13 protein-coding genes and 4 pseudogenes are annotated in these 15,833 nt (G+C 56.1%); 13 read left to right on the plus strand and 4 right to left on the minus strand.

Annotated elements, in window-relative coordinates; translation table 11 throughout:
• The first annotated feature begins 282 nt into the window (after positions 1-282).
• The 6 genes and pseudogenes from N8E89_RS27950 to N8E89_RS27975 all read left to right on the plus strand — a co-directional run bounded on the left by N8E89_RS27950 (position 283) and on the right by N8E89_RS27975 (position 5,240).
• Positions 283-1,844: pseudogene (locus tag N8E89_RS27950) on the plus strand (DHA2 family efflux MFS transporter permease subunit).
• Between the two features lie 605 nt (positions 1,845-2,449).
• Positions 2,450-3,049 carry a YdeI/OmpD-associated family protein gene (locus N8E89_RS27955; RefSeq protein WP_112761344.1) on the plus strand — a complete coding sequence of 200 codons (600 nt, stop codon included), beginning with the start codon at positions 2,450-2,452 and terminating at the stop codon, positions 3,047-3,049.
• A 9-nt stretch (positions 3,050-3,058) separates the two neighbouring features.
• Positions 3,059-3,246: pseudogene (locus N8E89_RS27960) on the plus strand (MarR family transcriptional regulator); the annotation flags it as partial.
• A 355-nt stretch (positions 3,247-3,601) separates the two neighbouring features.
• Positions 3,602-4,294: an RNA polymerase sigma factor gene (locus N8E89_RS27965; RefSeq protein WP_262263411.1), complete on the plus strand. Its 693-nt coding sequence runs from the start codon at positions 3,602-3,604 to the stop codon at positions 4,292-4,294.
• 92 nt (positions 4,295-4,386) lie between these two features.
• Positions 4,387-4,911 carry a DUF4142 domain-containing protein gene (locus N8E89_RS27970; RefSeq protein WP_262263412.1) on the plus strand — a complete coding sequence of 175 codons (525 nt, stop codon included), beginning with the start codon at positions 4,387-4,389 and terminating at the stop codon, positions 4,909-4,911.
• 8 nt (positions 4,912-4,919) lie between these two features.
• Positions 4,920-5,240 (plus strand): cupredoxin domain-containing protein, encoded by a 321-nt coding sequence (locus N8E89_RS27975; protein WP_262263413.1) that lies wholly within the window; start codon positions 4,920-4,922, stop codon positions 5,238-5,240.
• Between the two features lie 109 nt (positions 5,241-5,349).
• Here the strand turns inward: N8E89_RS27975 and N8E89_RS27980 are convergent.
• Positions 5,350-5,923, minus strand: a pseudogene (locus N8E89_RS27980) (sulfite exporter TauE/SafE family protein); the annotation flags it as partial.
• On the opposite strand from N8E89_RS27980, the gene N8E89_RS27985 reads away from it, so the two are divergent.
• The gene (locus N8E89_RS27985) at positions 5,844-6,032 is read left to right on the plus strand and encodes a hypothetical protein (protein ID WP_262263730.1); all 189 of its coding nucleotides are present in this window, start codon (positions 5,844-5,846) and stop codon (positions 6,030-6,032) included. The pseudogene N8E89_RS27980 and the gene N8E89_RS27985 sit on opposite strands and share 80 nt — an antisense overlap.
• 84 nt (positions 6,033-6,116) lie before the next feature.
• The gene (locus N8E89_RS27990; protein WP_262263414.1) at positions 6,117-7,022 is read left to right on the plus strand and encodes a LysR family transcriptional regulator; all 906 of its coding nucleotides are present in this window, start codon (positions 6,117-6,119) and stop codon (positions 7,020-7,022) included.
• Between the two features lie 415 nt (positions 7,023-7,437).
• Here N8E89_RS27990 and N8E89_RS27995 read toward each other — a convergent pair whose 3' ends face one another.
• Entirely contained in the window at positions 7,438-8,073 is a 636-nt protein-coding gene (locus tag N8E89_RS27995; protein WP_262263415.1) for a VOC family protein, read from the minus strand.
• A gap of 257 nt (positions 8,074-8,330) precedes the next feature.
• Positions 8,331-9,494 (minus strand): purine-cytosine permease family protein, encoded by a 1,164-nt coding sequence (locus tag N8E89_RS28000; protein ID WP_262263416.1) that lies wholly within the window; start codon positions 9,492-9,494, stop codon positions 8,331-8,333.
• A 280-nt stretch (positions 9,495-9,774) separates the two neighbouring features.
• Between N8E89_RS28000 and N8E89_RS29625 the strand changes: the two are divergent.
• From N8E89_RS29625 to N8E89_RS28015, 3 genes and pseudogenes are all read left to right on the plus strand, one after another.
• Positions 9,775-10,441: pseudogene (locus tag N8E89_RS29625) on the plus strand (FMN-dependent NADH-azoreductase).
• A complete protein-coding gene (locus N8E89_RS28010; RefSeq protein ID WP_262263417.1) occupies positions 10,438-11,832 on the plus strand; it encodes an amidase family protein in 1,395 nt (464 codons plus the stop codon). Before N8E89_RS29625 ends, N8E89_RS28010 begins: the two are co-directional and overlap by 4 nt.
• A gap of 10 nt (positions 11,833-11,842) precedes the next feature.
• Positions 11,843-12,736: a polysaccharide deacetylase family protein gene (locus N8E89_RS28015; RefSeq protein WP_262263418.1), complete on the plus strand. Its 894-nt coding sequence runs from the start codon at positions 11,843-11,845 to the stop codon at positions 12,734-12,736.
• 31 nt (positions 12,737-12,767) lie between these two features.
• Here the strand turns inward: N8E89_RS28015 and N8E89_RS28020 are convergent, their stop codons facing one another.
• The gene (locus N8E89_RS28020) at positions 12,768-13,643 is read right to left on the minus strand and encodes a LysR substrate-binding domain-containing protein (RefSeq protein WP_262263419.1); all 876 of its coding nucleotides are present in this window, start codon (positions 13,641-13,643) and stop codon (positions 12,768-12,770) included.
• 106 nt (positions 13,644-13,749) lie between these two features.
• On the opposite strand from N8E89_RS28020, the gene N8E89_RS28025 reads away from it, so the two are divergent.
• Positions 13,750-14,364, plus strand: a complete 615-nt coding sequence (locus N8E89_RS28025) for a DUF1989 domain-containing protein (RefSeq protein ID WP_262263420.1) — start codon at positions 13,750-13,752, stop codon at positions 14,362-14,364.
• Between the two features lie 266 nt (positions 14,365-14,630).
• The gene (locus N8E89_RS28030) at positions 14,631-15,554 is read left to right on the plus strand and encodes a LysR substrate-binding domain-containing protein (protein WP_262263421.1); all 924 of its coding nucleotides are present in this window, start codon (positions 14,631-14,633) and stop codon (positions 15,552-15,554) included.
• Positions 15,555-15,833: the final 279 nt, after the last annotated feature.

The raw sequence follows: 15,833 nt of genomic DNA on the forward strand, positions 1-15,833 counted from the left end.
CTACACTGAAACAGGCGGCTTGCGACACACACGGGAACAACCCAAATGGAAGGCGATTCAAACTCAGGTCCTCCACCGCAGCGGATTGAACGAGGCTGGGAAGTCGAAGCCGGGCACCCACCTGACAGTTCATACTGTAGGTTACTGGTGCTATGGTGCGGTAACTCCTAGTGAATAGCTGACCCCTCCGTCCGCTGAACATCGGGTGAGGCCCATGCTGGACAGTTTGCATAGCGGCAATCCGTCAGTGAGAATTAGATTTGGCGCTATCGGAGTTCCGCGATGCCTCCCGAAGCTAAGTCCATCGTTATAACACCTCCGACGGTGACCACCTGGTTCGGTTTTGCCGCCCTGTGCATTGGCATGTTCATGGCAATCCTCGACGTACAGATCGTGTCAACGTCATTGCCGAACATTCAGCACGCTCTCGACATCGATCCCGATCAGATGAGCTGGATACAAACTGCCTATCTGATCGCCGAAGTGGTCGCCATACCGCTGAATGGCTTCTTGACCCGACTGCTCACGATGCGTTGGCTCTTTGTATGCGGGATAATCCTGTTCACACTCGCATCCGTTGGGTGCGCTTTGAGCGGCAATTTCTCAGAATTGCTTGCATGGCGTATTGTCCAAGGGCTCGCCGGCGGCGCGCTCATACCACTCATCTTCTCAGCGGTGTTCATTCTTTTTCCGGAAAATCTCCAAGGCATTGCCACGACCGCTGCTGGTGTCGTCGCAGTATTGGCACCCACTGTCGGTCCCATGGTGGGAGGCTGGATCACCGAATCATATTCCTGGCACTGGTTGTTTCTCATCAATGTCCTTCCGGGGATCACGGCGGCAGTTCTTGCAGCCACGCTATTGCCGCGCGAACAAACACGACTTGGTGAGATACGAAAGTTGGATTTAATCTCCTTTTTATGATGGCGATCGCACTCGCCGCCATGGAAATCGCACTGAAGGAAGCGCCCAAGCGCGGTTGGACGGACGGTCAAGTCCTCGGCCTGGCCGTTCTCAGCGCTGCCAGCTTTGCCGGGTTTGTCCATCGCACCTGGAGCAACCCGGTCCCTTTGGTGAACCTGCGCAACTTCAACGACCTCAACTTTACGATCGGGTGCGCCTTGAGCTTTCTGCTTGGGTTTGGCCTGTTCGGCTCAGTTTACCTGATGCCCGTATTCCTGGCTTACGTTCGTGGTCACAGCGCATTCATGATTGGGACGATGATGCTGGCAACGGGAGTAGCGCAAATCATCGTTGCCCCGATCGCTGTTTTTCTCGAGCAGCGCATGGATGCAAGGCTTCTCACGGCGTTGGGTTACTCGGTATTTGCCGTGGGTCTCGGATGCAGCGCGTTCCAAACGCCGGCAACGGATGCCGACGAGATGTTTTGGCCTCAAATCATCCGAGGCGTTGCGGTGATGTTCTGCATTTTGGCGCCCACGCGTCTGGCGCTCGGAAATCTACCGCATCATCGGATACCCGACGCAAGTGGCCTGTTCAACCTCATGCGCAATCTGGGAGGCGCGCTCGGCTTGGCCCTGATCGATACCGTTATCTACTCGCGGGCATCCACGCATGGTGTAGATCTCGCAAATCGGCTGTTGGCTGGGGACCCGCAAACGGCACAGTTTGTCGGAATCCCACTCGACAAACTCCATGGCGAAGGCCTCGCCGGGTTTGGCGCGGGAGCCCAAGCCATATTCAGTCCTTTGGTAACGAAGGCAGCGCTTGTTGAGTCGATCAACGACGCTTGGGCGATGATCGCATTGATCACCCTCATTTCCCTCCTGGTCATTCCTTTCGCCCGTCCAGTGCGCAATGAAATGTATGGTGTGCCAACCTGACAAAATCCTGCAGCCCTCCTCGTATCGCTCGGCCCGCAGGTCGAATTTGCCCGCCTTTTGAGGGATCGCTCCCGTTTCTCAACCGATGATGATTTTAAAATGTGTGGTCGTTCTCAAGCGTCCGGATCACTGCGAATTGCTTCGACACGGGTTGTTACAGGAAGGTTTGCCATATGAGCCGGTCGGAACGTTGCGGCCAGCTAAATCCGGGCCGGGCCGCTGGTTGTATCCGCAAACACTTACCAGCGCAGGTCGTAGACCGGGGCTGAAAGATGAGCGTGATCAAAGCAGAGACAAGAGTGTCTTTGTGACGCTGACCAAGCAATCGCTTGCATGCGCTGCGGCGAGCGTTGTTCAACCCCCGGAGAAACGGTTCCCTGGAAAAGGCCGATAACTTGCGATTCACTTTGATAATGTAATTCCACGGTTTCAGTCGGGCCACAAAACCGATTTGGGATGTGGAAACTTCCTGCTAAATTTTTGTTTCGATTCGCTAGGCGACATTTGAACTAGGCGTTGTAAATTCGAAACCACAAGCAAGGAATGATTAGTGGAGCTGAAGGCTTGTCAAACATCCATGTTCCAGTCGCCATGGGATTTACCCAGTGACACTGGTGCGGGTTGATCCCGCCAAGGTTCATACGTTCGAGAGTGGCGAGAGCTTCTACGAGTGGCTCGGCGAGCACCACGACAGCGAGGATGAGGTCTGGATCAAAATCCACAAGATGGGTTCCGGGCTCAAATCGATCACTCCCAAGGAGGCAATCGACGTGGCGCTCTGCTGGGGCTGGATCGACGCGATCCGCAAAGGCCTTGACAGCAAAAGCTATCTACAGCGCTACACACGGCGCGGCAGGAAAAGTACTTGGAGCCAGATCAATGTCAACAACGTCGCTCGGCTCATAAGCGAAGGCCGGATGACAGAGCACGGGTTGAAGGAGGTTGATGCGGCAAGGGGAGATGGCCGGTGGGACCGCGCGTACGGGAGCGGCAAAGAAATGAAGATCCCGAGCGATCTTCAGGCTGCCATCGATGCCGAGCCTAGGGCCAAAGAGATGCTGGCAAAGCTAACCGAGCAGAACCGTTTCGCACTGGCCTTCCGCACGCACAACATGAAGACCGAAGCTGGGCGGAAGAAGAAGATCGAGACCTTCGTCGAGATGCTTAAGCGCGGGGAGACCCTTTACCCTCAGAAAAGGAAATGAGCCTGCCGGCGCCAGCGCGATCCCGCCGACGAAAGGCAGGTTCGAGTAACCCTGACGCCCGTTGCACGCGATCTTCTTGACGCTGAACCTGCTGGGCCGCTGCCACCGGACTCGGAGAGGACTTTGTGACAGTGCAGAAATCTGTGAGGAGACTGCGGGACAATCTGCTGCGATTGACGCACTCTTACCCGGGAAAAGGTGGCTTTCCAAACTTCGTGGTATCCTGTGGCATTCACGACGCGCTCTATAAGAAGCGGTCGATCGTTCTGAGCGGCTGCTTCCCAAGCACATGCCACTCGGGAGCGGCAGGACCGCTCCTTGTGCTGTGTTCTTCGTCACCCGTCACCATCTCAATGTCTTTCCACCAAAGAGACTGGATCAGCACTTCACCCCTGCTCAATGCCGAACCTTTCCAACAACGTCACAGCGCCACTGGCAACTCCCGGACGCATTAGACAGGTCCAACAGGCTTAACTTGCATCATAAAGCAAGCGATAATCTGGGAACCTTTGCGCGCAAACATCATCTAATGCGTTGTAGAGGAGATTTGTCATGCCGGTTGTTCGCAATAAGAGAAACGCTGCCGAAGCTCACGCTGGCGATATCGATCTTGTTCGCCGCGCGCTGACCCGCGACGCGGATGCATTTCGTACGATCATGCAGACCCACAACCGCAGACTCTACCGGATTGCCAGAGCCGTCGTCCGTAACGACGGCGAAGCCGAGGATATAGTCCAGGAGGCCTATGTCAGTGCTTTCACCGCCCTCGACAGTTTTGGCGGCGCTTCTTCACTCGCCACATGGCTTTCCCGTATCGTGATCAACGAGGCGCTTGGACGCCTGCGCAAGAATCGGCGTGCCTCTGCCGCCGCTGCAAAGATCGCCCAGAACTCAGCAGCGCAAATCATCCAGTTTCCCCTTAACACAAGCGAAGACCCGGAGCGGACGATGGCGCAACGGCAAATCCTCCATCTGGTCGAAAGGGCGACCGACAATCTCCCGGACGCCTACCGGACAGTTTTCATCGCCAGGATCATCGAAGGACTGAGTATCGATGAGACGGCGGAACTGCTTTGTTTGCGGCCAGAAACCGTCAAGACAAGGCTGCACCGTGCCCGGCTTCTCGTACGCAAACAAATTGACCAGCAGATCGGACCGATGTTGCTGGACGCTTTCCCGTTTGCTGGCCGGCGCTGCGAGCGGATCACAGCCTGCGTCATGAAACGCCTCGGCTTTCCGGGCTAATTTTCCGGGAACCTTTTCCCCTACGCGGCATCCAATGGTGGTCAATTGGAAACGATGCCCGGACCGTTGGTGTCCGGATGATGGAGGATCCCATGTTTACACGAACAACCACGGCATTGGCCATACTCTGCTTTCTGGGTGGCACGTCCCTGATGCAAGCCGCCGATAAGCCAACCGACCCCCAAATCGCGCACATTGCCTACACTGCTGGCACCATTGATATCGAGGCGGCGAAGCTAGCGATCGAAAAGTCCAAAAACAAGGATGTCATGGCCTTCGCCAATGACATGGTTCGCGACCATGAAGCGGTCAACAAACAAGCCCTCGACCTTGTCAAGAAACTCAAAGTGACACCCGAGGATAATGATACCAGTCGTGCCTTGGCCAAAGCAGCGGCCGCCGAAAAGAGCAAACTCTCGAAACTTAGCGGTAGTGCTTTTGACAAAGCCTATGTCGAAAACGAGGTCGCCTACCACAAACAGGTAAATGGCGCGCTGGAAACAGTACTGATCCCGTCGGCAAGTAACTCTGAACTCAAGAGTCTGCTGGAAACTGGTCTGAAAATATTCCAGGGACACGAACAGCACGCCGAGCACGTTGCGTCCGAACTCAAGTAGGACAGGACATGTTGTCGCGACGGTATCTGTGGATCGGCATTATTGTTGTAATGAACCTGGGCGCCGTTCAGGCGCAGGCGGAAACCATTCAGGTTACGATTGACAAGCTCGTATTCTCGCCTGCGGCCATCAATGCAAAGATCGGCGATACGATCGAATGGGTCAACACGGATATTCTGGATCACACAGCCACCGTGAAGGGGGGCTGGGAAGCATTGATCCCGGCTGGCAAGTCGGCAAGTCTGGCTCTGCAAGAGGTGGGGTTGTTCGAATATTATTGCCGCTTTCACCCGAACATGAAGGCCCGTGTTACGGTTGAAATAGAATGATACTGTCAAACAGAACGCATAGCCCCACCTACAAAAACGGCCTCGTGAACATTTCAGCGCCGAGCACGCACAGACAGATCAGGAACCAGTGGCGGAAGGTCGACGAGCTGACCCGGTTGCGAATGATCTGCCCGGCCCACATGCCGGCGAGTGCCGGCGCGATCGCCAGCGCCGAAACGGCGAGATTGTCGATCTGAAGGGCGCTTCGCCATAGCAAGGCTGCCGCAAGTGCAATCGTGGAAACGGTGAAGGACAGGCCGAGCGCCTGGACCAGATCGTCCTTTTCGAGGCCGAGCGCCTGAAGGTAGGGCACTGCCGGGATGACGAAGACGCCGGTGCTCCCGGTTATTACGCCGGTTGCAACGCCGATGACCGGAGAAAGCCACGGTTCCAGGATCGCTGGCACGCGAGATCTGACGAGCAACCAGCGTCCAAACGGCATAGAGGACAAGAGCACACCCGAGCGCGCTCGTTGTGAGTACTGTGTCGCCGCTGGTGAGCAGCGACGAGCCGGCAATCGTCCCCACGACGACCCCGAGTATCATTGGCCAAAATCTGCGCCCGAGCGTGCCGAGATTCGGACCTGCGAGAAGCTGCCAGACATTGGTCACGAATGATGGGACTATCAGCAGGCTGGCCGCGGACAGTGGCGAGAACAGCGCGCCGAGCACGCCCATGGCCACGGTCGGCAGTCCCATGCCAGTGACGCCCTTCACCAAGCCGGCGGCGAAAAAGGTCGCGGTTACCGCGACGACGAGAGGTATCGAGGAATCCATCATAAGCTTGGCTTAAGGGATCTCCCGGCAGACACAATGCGGAAGATCCACATCCAGGCTTCGGCTGGCCCGAAGGCTGGATGTCGGATATGCTCTGTATATGCGCTTTGATCTGACCGACCTTCGCCTGTTCCTCGCCGTGGTAGATGCCGGCAGCATCACGCACGGGGCGGCCGATGTTGGACTTTCGTTGTCGGCGGCCAGCGAGCGCCTGCGCGACATGGAAGCTGCCGGCGAAGTCAAGTTGCTCGAACGCGGCCGTCGCGGCGTATGGCCGACTGCGGCCGGCGAAGCCTTGGCGCATCACGCCCGCCTGATCCGGCGCCAGATGGCGCAGATGCGCGGCGAACTCGGCGAACACGCCAGTGGCGTGCGTGCGACGGTCCGAATTGCCGCAAACACGGCCGCCCTCACCGAGTTTTTGCCGGAAAGGCTCAGCACATGGATGGCGGTCCATCCGCAGATCGATGTCGATCTGAGAGAGCGCCAGAGCGATGAAATCGCGAGAGCCGTCTCGGGCGGATTAGTGGAGTTCGGCATTCTCTCGGATGCGGCCGCCACCGCCGGCCTGCAACTGCGTCCCTTTGCCACCGACCGGTTGGTCGTCGTGATCTCGCGCGATCATGTGCTGGCGGCGAAAAAGCGCGTCACCTTTGCCGATATTCTGGATCAACACCTGGTCGGTCTGGCGGGCGGCGCGCTGCAGGATCACCTCGCTGTCCAGGCCGCGAGGACGGGCGTCAGGCTGAAGGTGCGGGTGCGGATGCGCACTTTTGAGGGCATCTGCCATATGGCGGCCGCCGACGTCGGTTTCGGCATCATGCCCGAGACGGCGGCGCGCCGCTGCAGCCGATCTGCAAAGATCGCGTTTGTCCGCCTTGCCGATGACTGGGCTACACGCCGGCTGTCGATCTGCTTTCGCACCGAGGAAGAATTATCGTCGCCCGCGCGGGACCTCTTGGAGTATCTGGCATCGAGCAATCAACGTCGCCTCTCCGAGCGGTAGCTGTCATCAACAACTTGCGTCATGGCCGGGTTTGGGCAGGTATCTTTGAAAAACCGAACGACCGTCTCCCAACGAAGCTGCATCAGAAGGTTCAGTCGAGCCATTTCACCTTTTGAAGCAACATTGAACACATCGGGCGCTGTTTGCGCGATGACCGGCGAGGCGCATTCATTTCAAGATGCTGACTGGGGACGTCGCTCCCAGTCCTATGGTTTTGTCGCCACAGGCTTTTATGAGTTATCTGTAACAGCCCTAGAAGAGACAGCAACAGCGGTTCGTTTAAGAACGCAGATAAGGACGAAAATTCGATTGTTGAATGAACTTCCCCATTGACGCTGACGCTGAGATCCGCCCGCAAGAATATCCGCCGGCAGCAGTTTGAACGCGCCCAGTGGGCGCATTCAAACTGGGCATGTCAAATAGCAGGTTTGGGTGCTTCAGGGTACCAGGAGTCAGGTTCAGGATATTCCCAGTCATCTGGAAACGCGTATGTTTCGAAGCAGGTCGTCGTGTCGTCTTCGGTTCCGAAAAATGCGAAATGATTTCTGCCCAGCCAGCTGCCGGATTGCATTTTCTTGTACCCGCGTCTCTCGAATTCGGCCAAGCGCTCCTCAAAGGGGATGTTGTTGCAGTCATAAGCAACGTGATGAATTCCCTCGCCGTGCACTTCAAGGAAGTCCGCGAAAATTGTAGGGCCCGATGCAGGCTCCATCAGTTCCCAGACCATATTTCCCGACTGGGCAAAACATACGGTCAATTCAAAATCCACCCGTTCGCCTCTGTAGGTCTGATTCTCCGTATTGCCAGGGTTGAAGCTGTAAACACGCCATGGTCCGATACCGAGCTTACCAAGGCCATCCATCGTCTTGCGATGATCGCGGGTGACGATCGCTATCTCGACCACGTTTCCAAGGAAGGTGTCTTCGGCCGCACCACCGGACAGAGCCTTCAGCACGTTATCCTGTTGTAGAACTGGGATCATTGTATCTCCTTTTATGGTCTTGGGCGGCCATTTGCGGCCGGCCCGTGCTGCATTATTTTCCGCGAGCACTGAGAGGGATCAGGTGCTCATCGGCTTTTCCGCGAAGCTTGTGGAATACGAAGTATGCGACGGATGAGGTACCGATCCCGGCGAGCCAGGAAAGATCGATCCCGCCCAAACGAACCGCTACGGGACCTTGCAGGCTTTCGATCGTGCCCATCTGGAACAGCCATGCAGCCACCAGTCCGGCGAAGAAAGCGCCGATGCCGTTCCAGTTGATATCGCCATAGGCGCTATCGGCTGGCGCGGCATAGAGTTCCGCGATGCTAACCCCTTCCGCGACGAATGACGAAGAAGTCGGTCATTGTGACGCCAGCCCACGGGCTAATCCACACCACCATCGCTACCATGAAACTATCAAAGGCATGGGCGAAGTCTCCCGATTGCAGAAAGAAGTAGAGGATGACGGACCCGACCAGGCCACAGGCGAGCGAGACCATCCAACGAGGCTGCTTGATATCGAGCGCGAGGGTCGAGAGGGCCGCCGAGTAGATGACGACGATATTCGTTGCGATCGGGCCGTGCACGAGCACCATCAACACGGGCAGCGCCATGGCGCCAAATGCGGCGATGATCAACTGAGCAGGATCCGCCCCAACGCCTGCCGATGCAATTGCCGCCCCGAGAAATGCCAGCCAGGCCGTCGGAACGAACATCCCGAGAAACGTTGCGTTGAAGACCTTTCTATTGGTCAGAAGGGGCTTCGCGAAACGTGTGTAATCACCCGCGTAGACGAGCCATGAGATACCCCAACCGATTCCGATTGCCGTCATGAGCTGGCTCATGGCCGCCCAACGATCAATACCTACCAGCGTGGAATTGCTCCAGCGAATGTCGATGGTAAAGAACGCTAACAGTGTCATGATCACCATCACCCCAAGGATCAGGGGCATCGTGTAGCGCTCGAAGTACTTTATCGCGTTGAAGCCCCATGCGGCAATGCCGACCTGGAGCACCATGATTGCGAGAGCCACAACATATTTCAGTTCGGCGCCGCCGCCGATCCCGGCCTTATCGAACGCCGCCACCGCCAGATCCAGGACGATCCAGGTGTTGGTCGCGACCCATCCCATTCCCATCAATACCTGAAGGAGTGTGGGCAGATATGCTCCGCGACGTCCAAAAGAAAGCCGTGTCAGAACCATTTGGGTCACACCTGTTTTATGCCCCATCAGGCAAAACAGCCCGAAAAGACCTGCACCCATGATGTTTCCAATGACGATCACAGTGAACGTGTCCCAAAGACTCAGTCCCATCTGGATACCCAAGGCGCCTAAAACCCAGTTGATAGGCGCAACGTTTGCTCCGGCCCAGATCCAGAATTGGTCGAGGGGCGACGATGTACGGTGCATGTCAGGAACTTGCTCTATGCCCGAAGCATCGAAGCCCCCTTCCGATAGTATTTCCGGGTTTTCCGATTGTAATTGCATATTTAAAATTCCCCTTTCGAGATATTTGCTCCTACCTCCTTCATTTCGGCAGGTATGAAGCAAATCTGAAAATGAGAACTTCTCAAGCTGGCATGAGCTCAACTCGACAGTTCAAGCTAATGTCTTGTTTTCAATACTGAATAGATCCTGTTTGATGTTGGAATGGGCTGATACAGCCTGGTTGAGATTATCTCAACTCATGAACACGAAATTTCAATCACACCCCTTTCGCTATTCGGGCAAAGGTCTTCCAAACCCTGGTTGCAGAGGAAGACATGAAATGACAACAATTCTCCATATCGACTCAAGCCCTAGGGGCGAGCGTTCGCTCAGCCGACGCCTCAGCGCCGACTTCATCGCGAAATGGAAAGAACGCGATTCCAGCGCCGAGATCATAGTCCGCGATGTCGGAACCAACCCTCCCCCGATTATCACCGAACAGTGGATAGCAGCAGCTTTCACAAGACAGGAAGACAGGACGGCTGAGGACCACGATGAGCTCGCGCTTTCCGATGAACTCATTGCGGAAGTGGATCGGGCGCAGATCATCGTTATCGGCGCACCGATGCACAACTACGGCATGCCAGCGGCATTGAAATCCTGGTTCGACAAGGTCATACGCATTGGCAAGACCTTCACATTTGACCTCGAAGCGGGGTGACTTCCCGTTGAAGCCGATCATGTCGGGCAAGACGTTGGTCGTATTGAGCGCGAGAGGCGAATTTGGTTTCGGCGTTGGCGGCATCCGCGAGAACATGAACCACCTTGATACCCATATCGCAACTTGCTCTCATTATCTCGGCGTTGATGAGAGCCATGTGATTTCAATCGACTATCAAGAATTCAATGACGACAGGCACCAAAAGTCGATTGCGGATGCATGCGCAGCGGTACCTCGCCTCGTCGATCAATTACTTCACGTATCAAATATGCGGGCCGCCGAGTGAGCAGATTGAAGGCTGGCCTCCGTGGAACGTCCGGTGGAAGGAGACATATTGTCGGCCTGAGCGAAATTTCCAGAAGACTGGCGGCTGGGGAGACGAGCTCGGTCATCCTTGTAGAGAAGGCCCTTGCACAAGCGGCTGCCACAAAACATGTGTTCATTTCCCTGCGGCGTGAAGAAGCATTGAACGAGGCCCGGGTGTCAGACGATCGCCGAAGCAACGGTCATTCGCTTGGTCCGCTTGATGGCATTCCAATTGCCGTGAAGGACTTGATTGACATGCAGGGGCTTCGGACAACAGCAGGATCGTGCACGCGATTAACTGTTGCACCGGCGCTGCGAGACGCGCCGGTGGTCGCGGCGGTCAAGCGACAAGGGCTCATCGCGATCGGCAAGACCAATCTGAGCGAGTTCGCCTTTTCCGGCCTGGGCTTAAATCCCAGTTTCGGCACGCCCACCGCTTCTTACATTAAGGGCGAGGCCCGAGCACCAGGAGGATCGTCGTCAGGATCTGCCATTGCAGTCGAGCGCGATGTTGTCTCCGCAGCCATCGGCACGGACACTGCGGGCTCTATTCGCGTACCTTCGGCCTTTAATGGATTGGTTGGTTTTCGGGCATCCACGAACCGATACCTGATGTCTGGTGTCCATCCCCTCGCCGCCACCTTCGACACGCTGGGCCCGATTGCCCGGTCGGTTTCCGACTGCGCATGGATGGATTTGGCCATGCGTGACCGAGGGCGCCTGACGCTTACGCCGCCCTCAATGGCCAAGGTGCGCCTTGTCGTCGACGCGGCGATGCTGGAAGACGGCGATGTTGAACCGGCCGTCAGGGATAACCTGATGCACATGATGGAGTCCTTGGCCAGCCGTGGCGCTAAAGTGAGCTACAAATCCGTCGGCGTTGTAAGTGAGGCAAGAAAGGTCATTTCAGATCTGGGCTGGCTGGGTGCTTACGAGGCATGGCAATTGCTTGGCGACATCGTGAATGGGCATTCGAGCGCCTTGGTGGATCGCCGCGTTAGCGCGCGGCTCCGTGCGGCAAGTCTGATGTCTGAGCAGCAAGCAGAGAAAATTATCACTGCGCGACGAGACCTGATGGCGCCGCTGTCATTGGCGCTCGATGGTGCTTTGCTAGTTCTTCCAACGGTCAAACATGTAGCACCCAAGCTCAAGGAGCTTGAGGCTGACGACGACTATTTCGCTGCGCTGAACTTACAGACGTTATCGATAACGATGATAGGCAGCCTTCTGGATATGCCAGGATTGGCCCTCCCGAGCGGTTACGACGATGAAGGCTTGGCGACATCCGTGCTGATTTCTGCGACGCATGGTAAGGACGACGCCCTTCTCGCCTCCGGGTTAGCAATCGAGCACGCATTGGTGAACTCATGAGGAGAATGACATGATCAAAAATCCGATCCCCTGGCCCAATGGGGCGAAATGCGCCTGTGCGATATCTTTCGACGTCGACGCGGACAGCCTCATACATGTCGCTAGACCGAAGGACAGTTACAACAGGCTGTATCCAATCACGATGGGCCGGTATGGTCCGACGGTGGCGATACCCCGCATTCTCGAGACATATCGCAGGCTTGGGCTCAAACAGTCATTCTTTATCCCCGCATGGACGATGGAGCACTATCCGGCCGCCGTGGAGGCGGTCCTGGAAGCAGGGCACGAAATCGGTCACCATGGTTTCATCCACGAGGACCCGAGCGAAAGCAGCGATGCCGAACAGCGTTATTGGTTCGAAAAAGCTTTGGACGTACACGTGCGAATGACGGGACGAAAGCCGCGCGGGTACCGCGCTCCCGTCTACAATGCCACCCAGACGACAATCGACCTTTTAATCGAGCATGGCTTTCTTTACGACTCCTCCCTGATGGCCGATGACATCCCCTACAGGATGAAGACGCCGAAGGGTGAGCTTTACGAGGCTCCGCCTCACTGGGGCAGCGATGATTGGCCGCCATTCGCCCACTATGCCGAGATTGGCTACATGATGCCCGTCAAGGCGCCGGCCGAAGGCCTCGCGGCGTCTTTCGAAGAATTCGAAGCACAATATGAAGCTGGTGGCTTTTGGATGGGCATATGGCATCCCTTCCTTACGGGACGCCTCGCCAGATGGCGAGTGGTGGAGCGTTGGCTCGAAGATGTCCTGTTGAACAAGGCCGACGTTTGGTTTGCAACCCTTGAAGACATTATCAAGCATGTGGACAGTTTACAAAAGAACGGCGACTACAATGTCCGTACCGAGGAGCTTCCATATTTTGACGCCCCCGTAATGCTGCGATAGCCATAGGCTTTATCCCACCGAACGGACCGCATCACGCCTGGAGATGTGGCCTCAATACTTCGATGAATTCTGCCGCAACCTGGGAAAGCTCTTCCCGGGTCGGCAACAAGATGGCGATCTGGTACTCGATATTTGGTTCGAAAGGCACAAGGACCACGTTTTCCGTAAAGGGCCGGCTGACGACAGGATCAACAATCCCGACACCACAGCCGGCGGCGACCAGTTCACAAGCCGTGGAAAAGAACTCGGTCTCCGCCGTGACATTCCAATGGGCGCCATGTTCGGAGAACGCCGTGGCGAGCTGTTGATAAATCGGATCACCTCGAAAAAGAGTCACGAATGGCACACCATCGAGGTCACTCGGCGTCAGAATGCTCTTTGAAGCGAGTGTGTGACCAATAGGGAGCATGCATTGGCACGTGTAGGAAAAGACCTCCATGTGCGATGTCGGATAATCAAGCGGCAGTTCGGCGATCGCGATGTCGAATTGCTGAGTGGACATCAGCTCGCGAACGTTTTGCGAATTTCGTGAGATAATCTTCATCTGCAGATCGGGCCGATCCTCGGCAAACACCGACAAAACCCGCGGGAGCAGGCTGATCGAGATGCTGGCATAGGCTGCTATCGCCAGGTAACCGCGTTGCCCGGATCCGATTTCGTTCGCAATCCTCTTCGTGTTCTCCACCGATTCCAGCGCCTTTGCTGCTTCGATATAGAACAGCTTCGCTTCTGGAGTGGGCTGCAGGCGACCGCCCCGCCGAACGAAAAGAGTCAGACCGATATCCTGTTCCAGTGCCGCGATCATTGTGCTGATGCCAGGCTGCGACATTCCAAGGAGCTCCGCGGCCCGGGTCATTGTGCCGTGGATCATGATCGCGCGGAAACATTCCAACTGCCGTAGCCTCATTTGATAGGTATACGATTTTTCTATAATGAAGCAAAGTAATATTATTGGAATTACAGGGTGCCATCTGCTTCACTGTGCAAACTCAACCACGGCGAGGATTTAGAACATGAACCAGATCACGCAAACCGATCCTGCAGATGCCATACTGATACCAGCGCGCCGAGGTGTAGCGGCCTATGTACAGGCCGGCCAAACCGTGACTGTGATCAATACGCACGGTAGCCAAGTCGTCGATACCTGGGCTTATAACGCCAAAGACATGGGCGAGTTCATGTCCATGGAACACACCCGCGCGGCGATTCTAACGCTCTTGCCCAAGGAGGGCGACGTCTTCACAACCAATAAGCGCCAGCCGATCTTGACAGTCGTAGAAGACACCACGCCTGGTATCCACGATACGCTCATCGCCGCTTGCGACTGCCATCGTTACCGGCAGCTGGGCGCCGTAGGTTATCACGACAACTGCACTGACAATCTCCACCAGGCCCTCGAAGCGATCGCGCTCGAATCCACCGCGACTCCGAGCCCTTTGAATCTCTTCATGAACGTTCCTGTCGAAAATGACGGGACGCTTTCGTTCCTGCCCCCCGTGAGCAAGCCAGGTCAGTTCATTTCGCTGCGCGCGGAGCAAGACATTGTCATCGTCTTGTCGGCTTGCCCTCAGGACATGGTGCCCGTCAACAACATGATACCAACAGAAGCGCATTTCAAAATTCGGTAAGCAAGAAAGAGGAACCACGAATGCTGAACAATTGCATTGGCAACATTTGCCCGCCCGAAAAAGGAATGACCATTGTCATGAGATATCCCAAGTCGATTCTAGGCCGGAAGTCGCGGACCGCATTCGAATAATGGTATTCCAACATGCCGCGGGCGAGCTTTTAGAAATCCCGAGGACGCGCGTCTAAACCAATTTCTTCACACTTCCAGCGGCCCCAGGTGGTTCCGGATCTGAAGTTTCCATCTACCAGCCGGAAAGGAACTGACATGCGAAAGCTACCACCGCTTAACTCTTTGAGAGCCTTCGAAGCCGCCGCACGGCATGAGAGTTTTACCGCTGCCGCCAACGAGTTGTGTGTGACGGTTACGGCTGTGAGCCATCAGGTCAGGCAGCTGGAAGAATTAATCGGGCGCAAACTGTTCGAGCGCTCCGGCCGCGCTGTGGCGCTAACGACAGCGGGTGGCGAGATCTATCCCCTGTTGAGAGATGGTTTTGACAAACTCGCAACCGCTTTCAGCCATGTGGCGTCTGCCAGTGAGTCCGACAGGGTATCAGTGTCGATGACCCGGGCTTTCGCCGAACGTTGGCTGATGCCAAGGCTTGAGAGGTTCGCCCGTGCCTTTCCCAATGTCACCGTTAATATTCACGCTTCTGAGGACGTGATCGATCTTCGAGCCGAGGGCATTGATCTCGCCGTCAGATACGGCCCTCCCCACGGCGGTATAGGGCAGACAGTTTTGCTTGAAGACCACTATATCGCCGTTGCCGCCAGTGCCATCTGCGGTTCTGGGGCGGTGCAGATTGACCAATTCCGGAACAAGCCACTTCTGGCTTATAAGTGGAAGAATCCTGCTTTCTCCTGTCCCACGTGGACCAGTTGGATCGTGGAGGCACCCCATTCGCATGACGGTGATTTCAAGATTTCCTGGTTCAGCGAGGAGACCTTGGCCATGCACGCCGCCGAACGAGGACTTGGCCCTCTGCTATCGAGCAACGTCCTCATTGACGAAGGTATAAAGTCGGGAACGATGCGCCGGATAGAAGGCCCTACCATGCCTGGCTACGCGTACCGGATCGTCGAACTCGCTACGATCGCTCGAATGAAAAGTGTCCGACAGTTTGTCGAATGGCTGCGGCAGGAGGCTAGTGATTTCGCAAGCGAGGCAACCTCCCGGCCGATGGCGGCCTGAGAGTGCTCAGGACGCGAGCCGTCCGCCCGATCGCCGACGAATGAAATACGCTGATTTGAGATCAGGATTGTTCGAGCAAGCATGGCAGCGCAATCGCCTGGGACGCGCCCACACGCTTACAGTCCATATACTTTCGTAATCCTCCAGAACATCGACGTGGCCAGCGGTCGGGGCTGTCGGCCACCGCATCGGTCACATTCGATGCAGGCAAAGGAGTAGGCGAGTTTATGACATCTGACAAATAGTTAGATTCTTTGCAGTCATCTGGAAAACAGATGA

Source organism: Phyllobacterium sp. A18/5-2 (assembly GCF_025452215.1).
GTDB classification, from domain to species: domain Bacteria; phylum Pseudomonadota; class Alphaproteobacteria; order Rhizobiales; family Rhizobiaceae; genus Phyllobacterium; species Phyllobacterium sophorae.

Bases quoted from the DNA above. Each gene is read 5' to 3' on its own strand.
- N8E89_RS28000 (WP_262263416.1), bottom strand. From the start codon at position 9,494: ATGCAATTACAATCGGAAAACCCGGAAATACTATCGGAAGGGGGCTTC.
- N8E89_RS28015 (WP_262263418.1), top strand. From the start codon at position 11,843: ATGATCAAAAATCCGATCCCCTGGCCCAATGGGGCGAAATGCGCCTGT.
- N8E89_RS27965 (WP_262263411.1), top strand. From the start codon at position 3,602: ATGCCGGTTGTTCGCAATAAGAGAAACGCTGCCGAAGCTCACGCTGGC.
- N8E89_RS27990 (WP_262263414.1), top strand. From the start codon at position 6,117: ATGCGCTTTGATCTGACCGACCTTCGCCTGTTCCTCGCCGTGGTAGAT.
- N8E89_RS28025 (WP_262263420.1), top strand. From the start codon at position 13,750: ATGAACCAGATCACGCAAACCGATCCTGCAGATGCCATACTGATACCA.
- N8E89_RS27970 (WP_262263412.1), top strand. From the start codon at position 4,387: ATGTTTACACGAACAACCACGGCATTGGCCATACTCTGCTTTCTGGGT.
- N8E89_RS28030 (WP_262263421.1), top strand. From the start codon at position 14,631: ATGCGAAAGCTACCACCGCTTAACTCTTTGAGAGCCTTCGAAGCCGCC.
- N8E89_RS27975 (WP_262263413.1), top strand. From the start codon at position 4,920: ATGTTGTCGCGACGGTATCTGTGGATCGGCATTATTGTTGTAATGAAC.
- N8E89_RS28020 (WP_262263419.1), bottom strand. From the start codon at position 13,643: ATGAGGCTACGGCAGTTGGAATGTTTCCGCGCGATCATGATCCACGGC.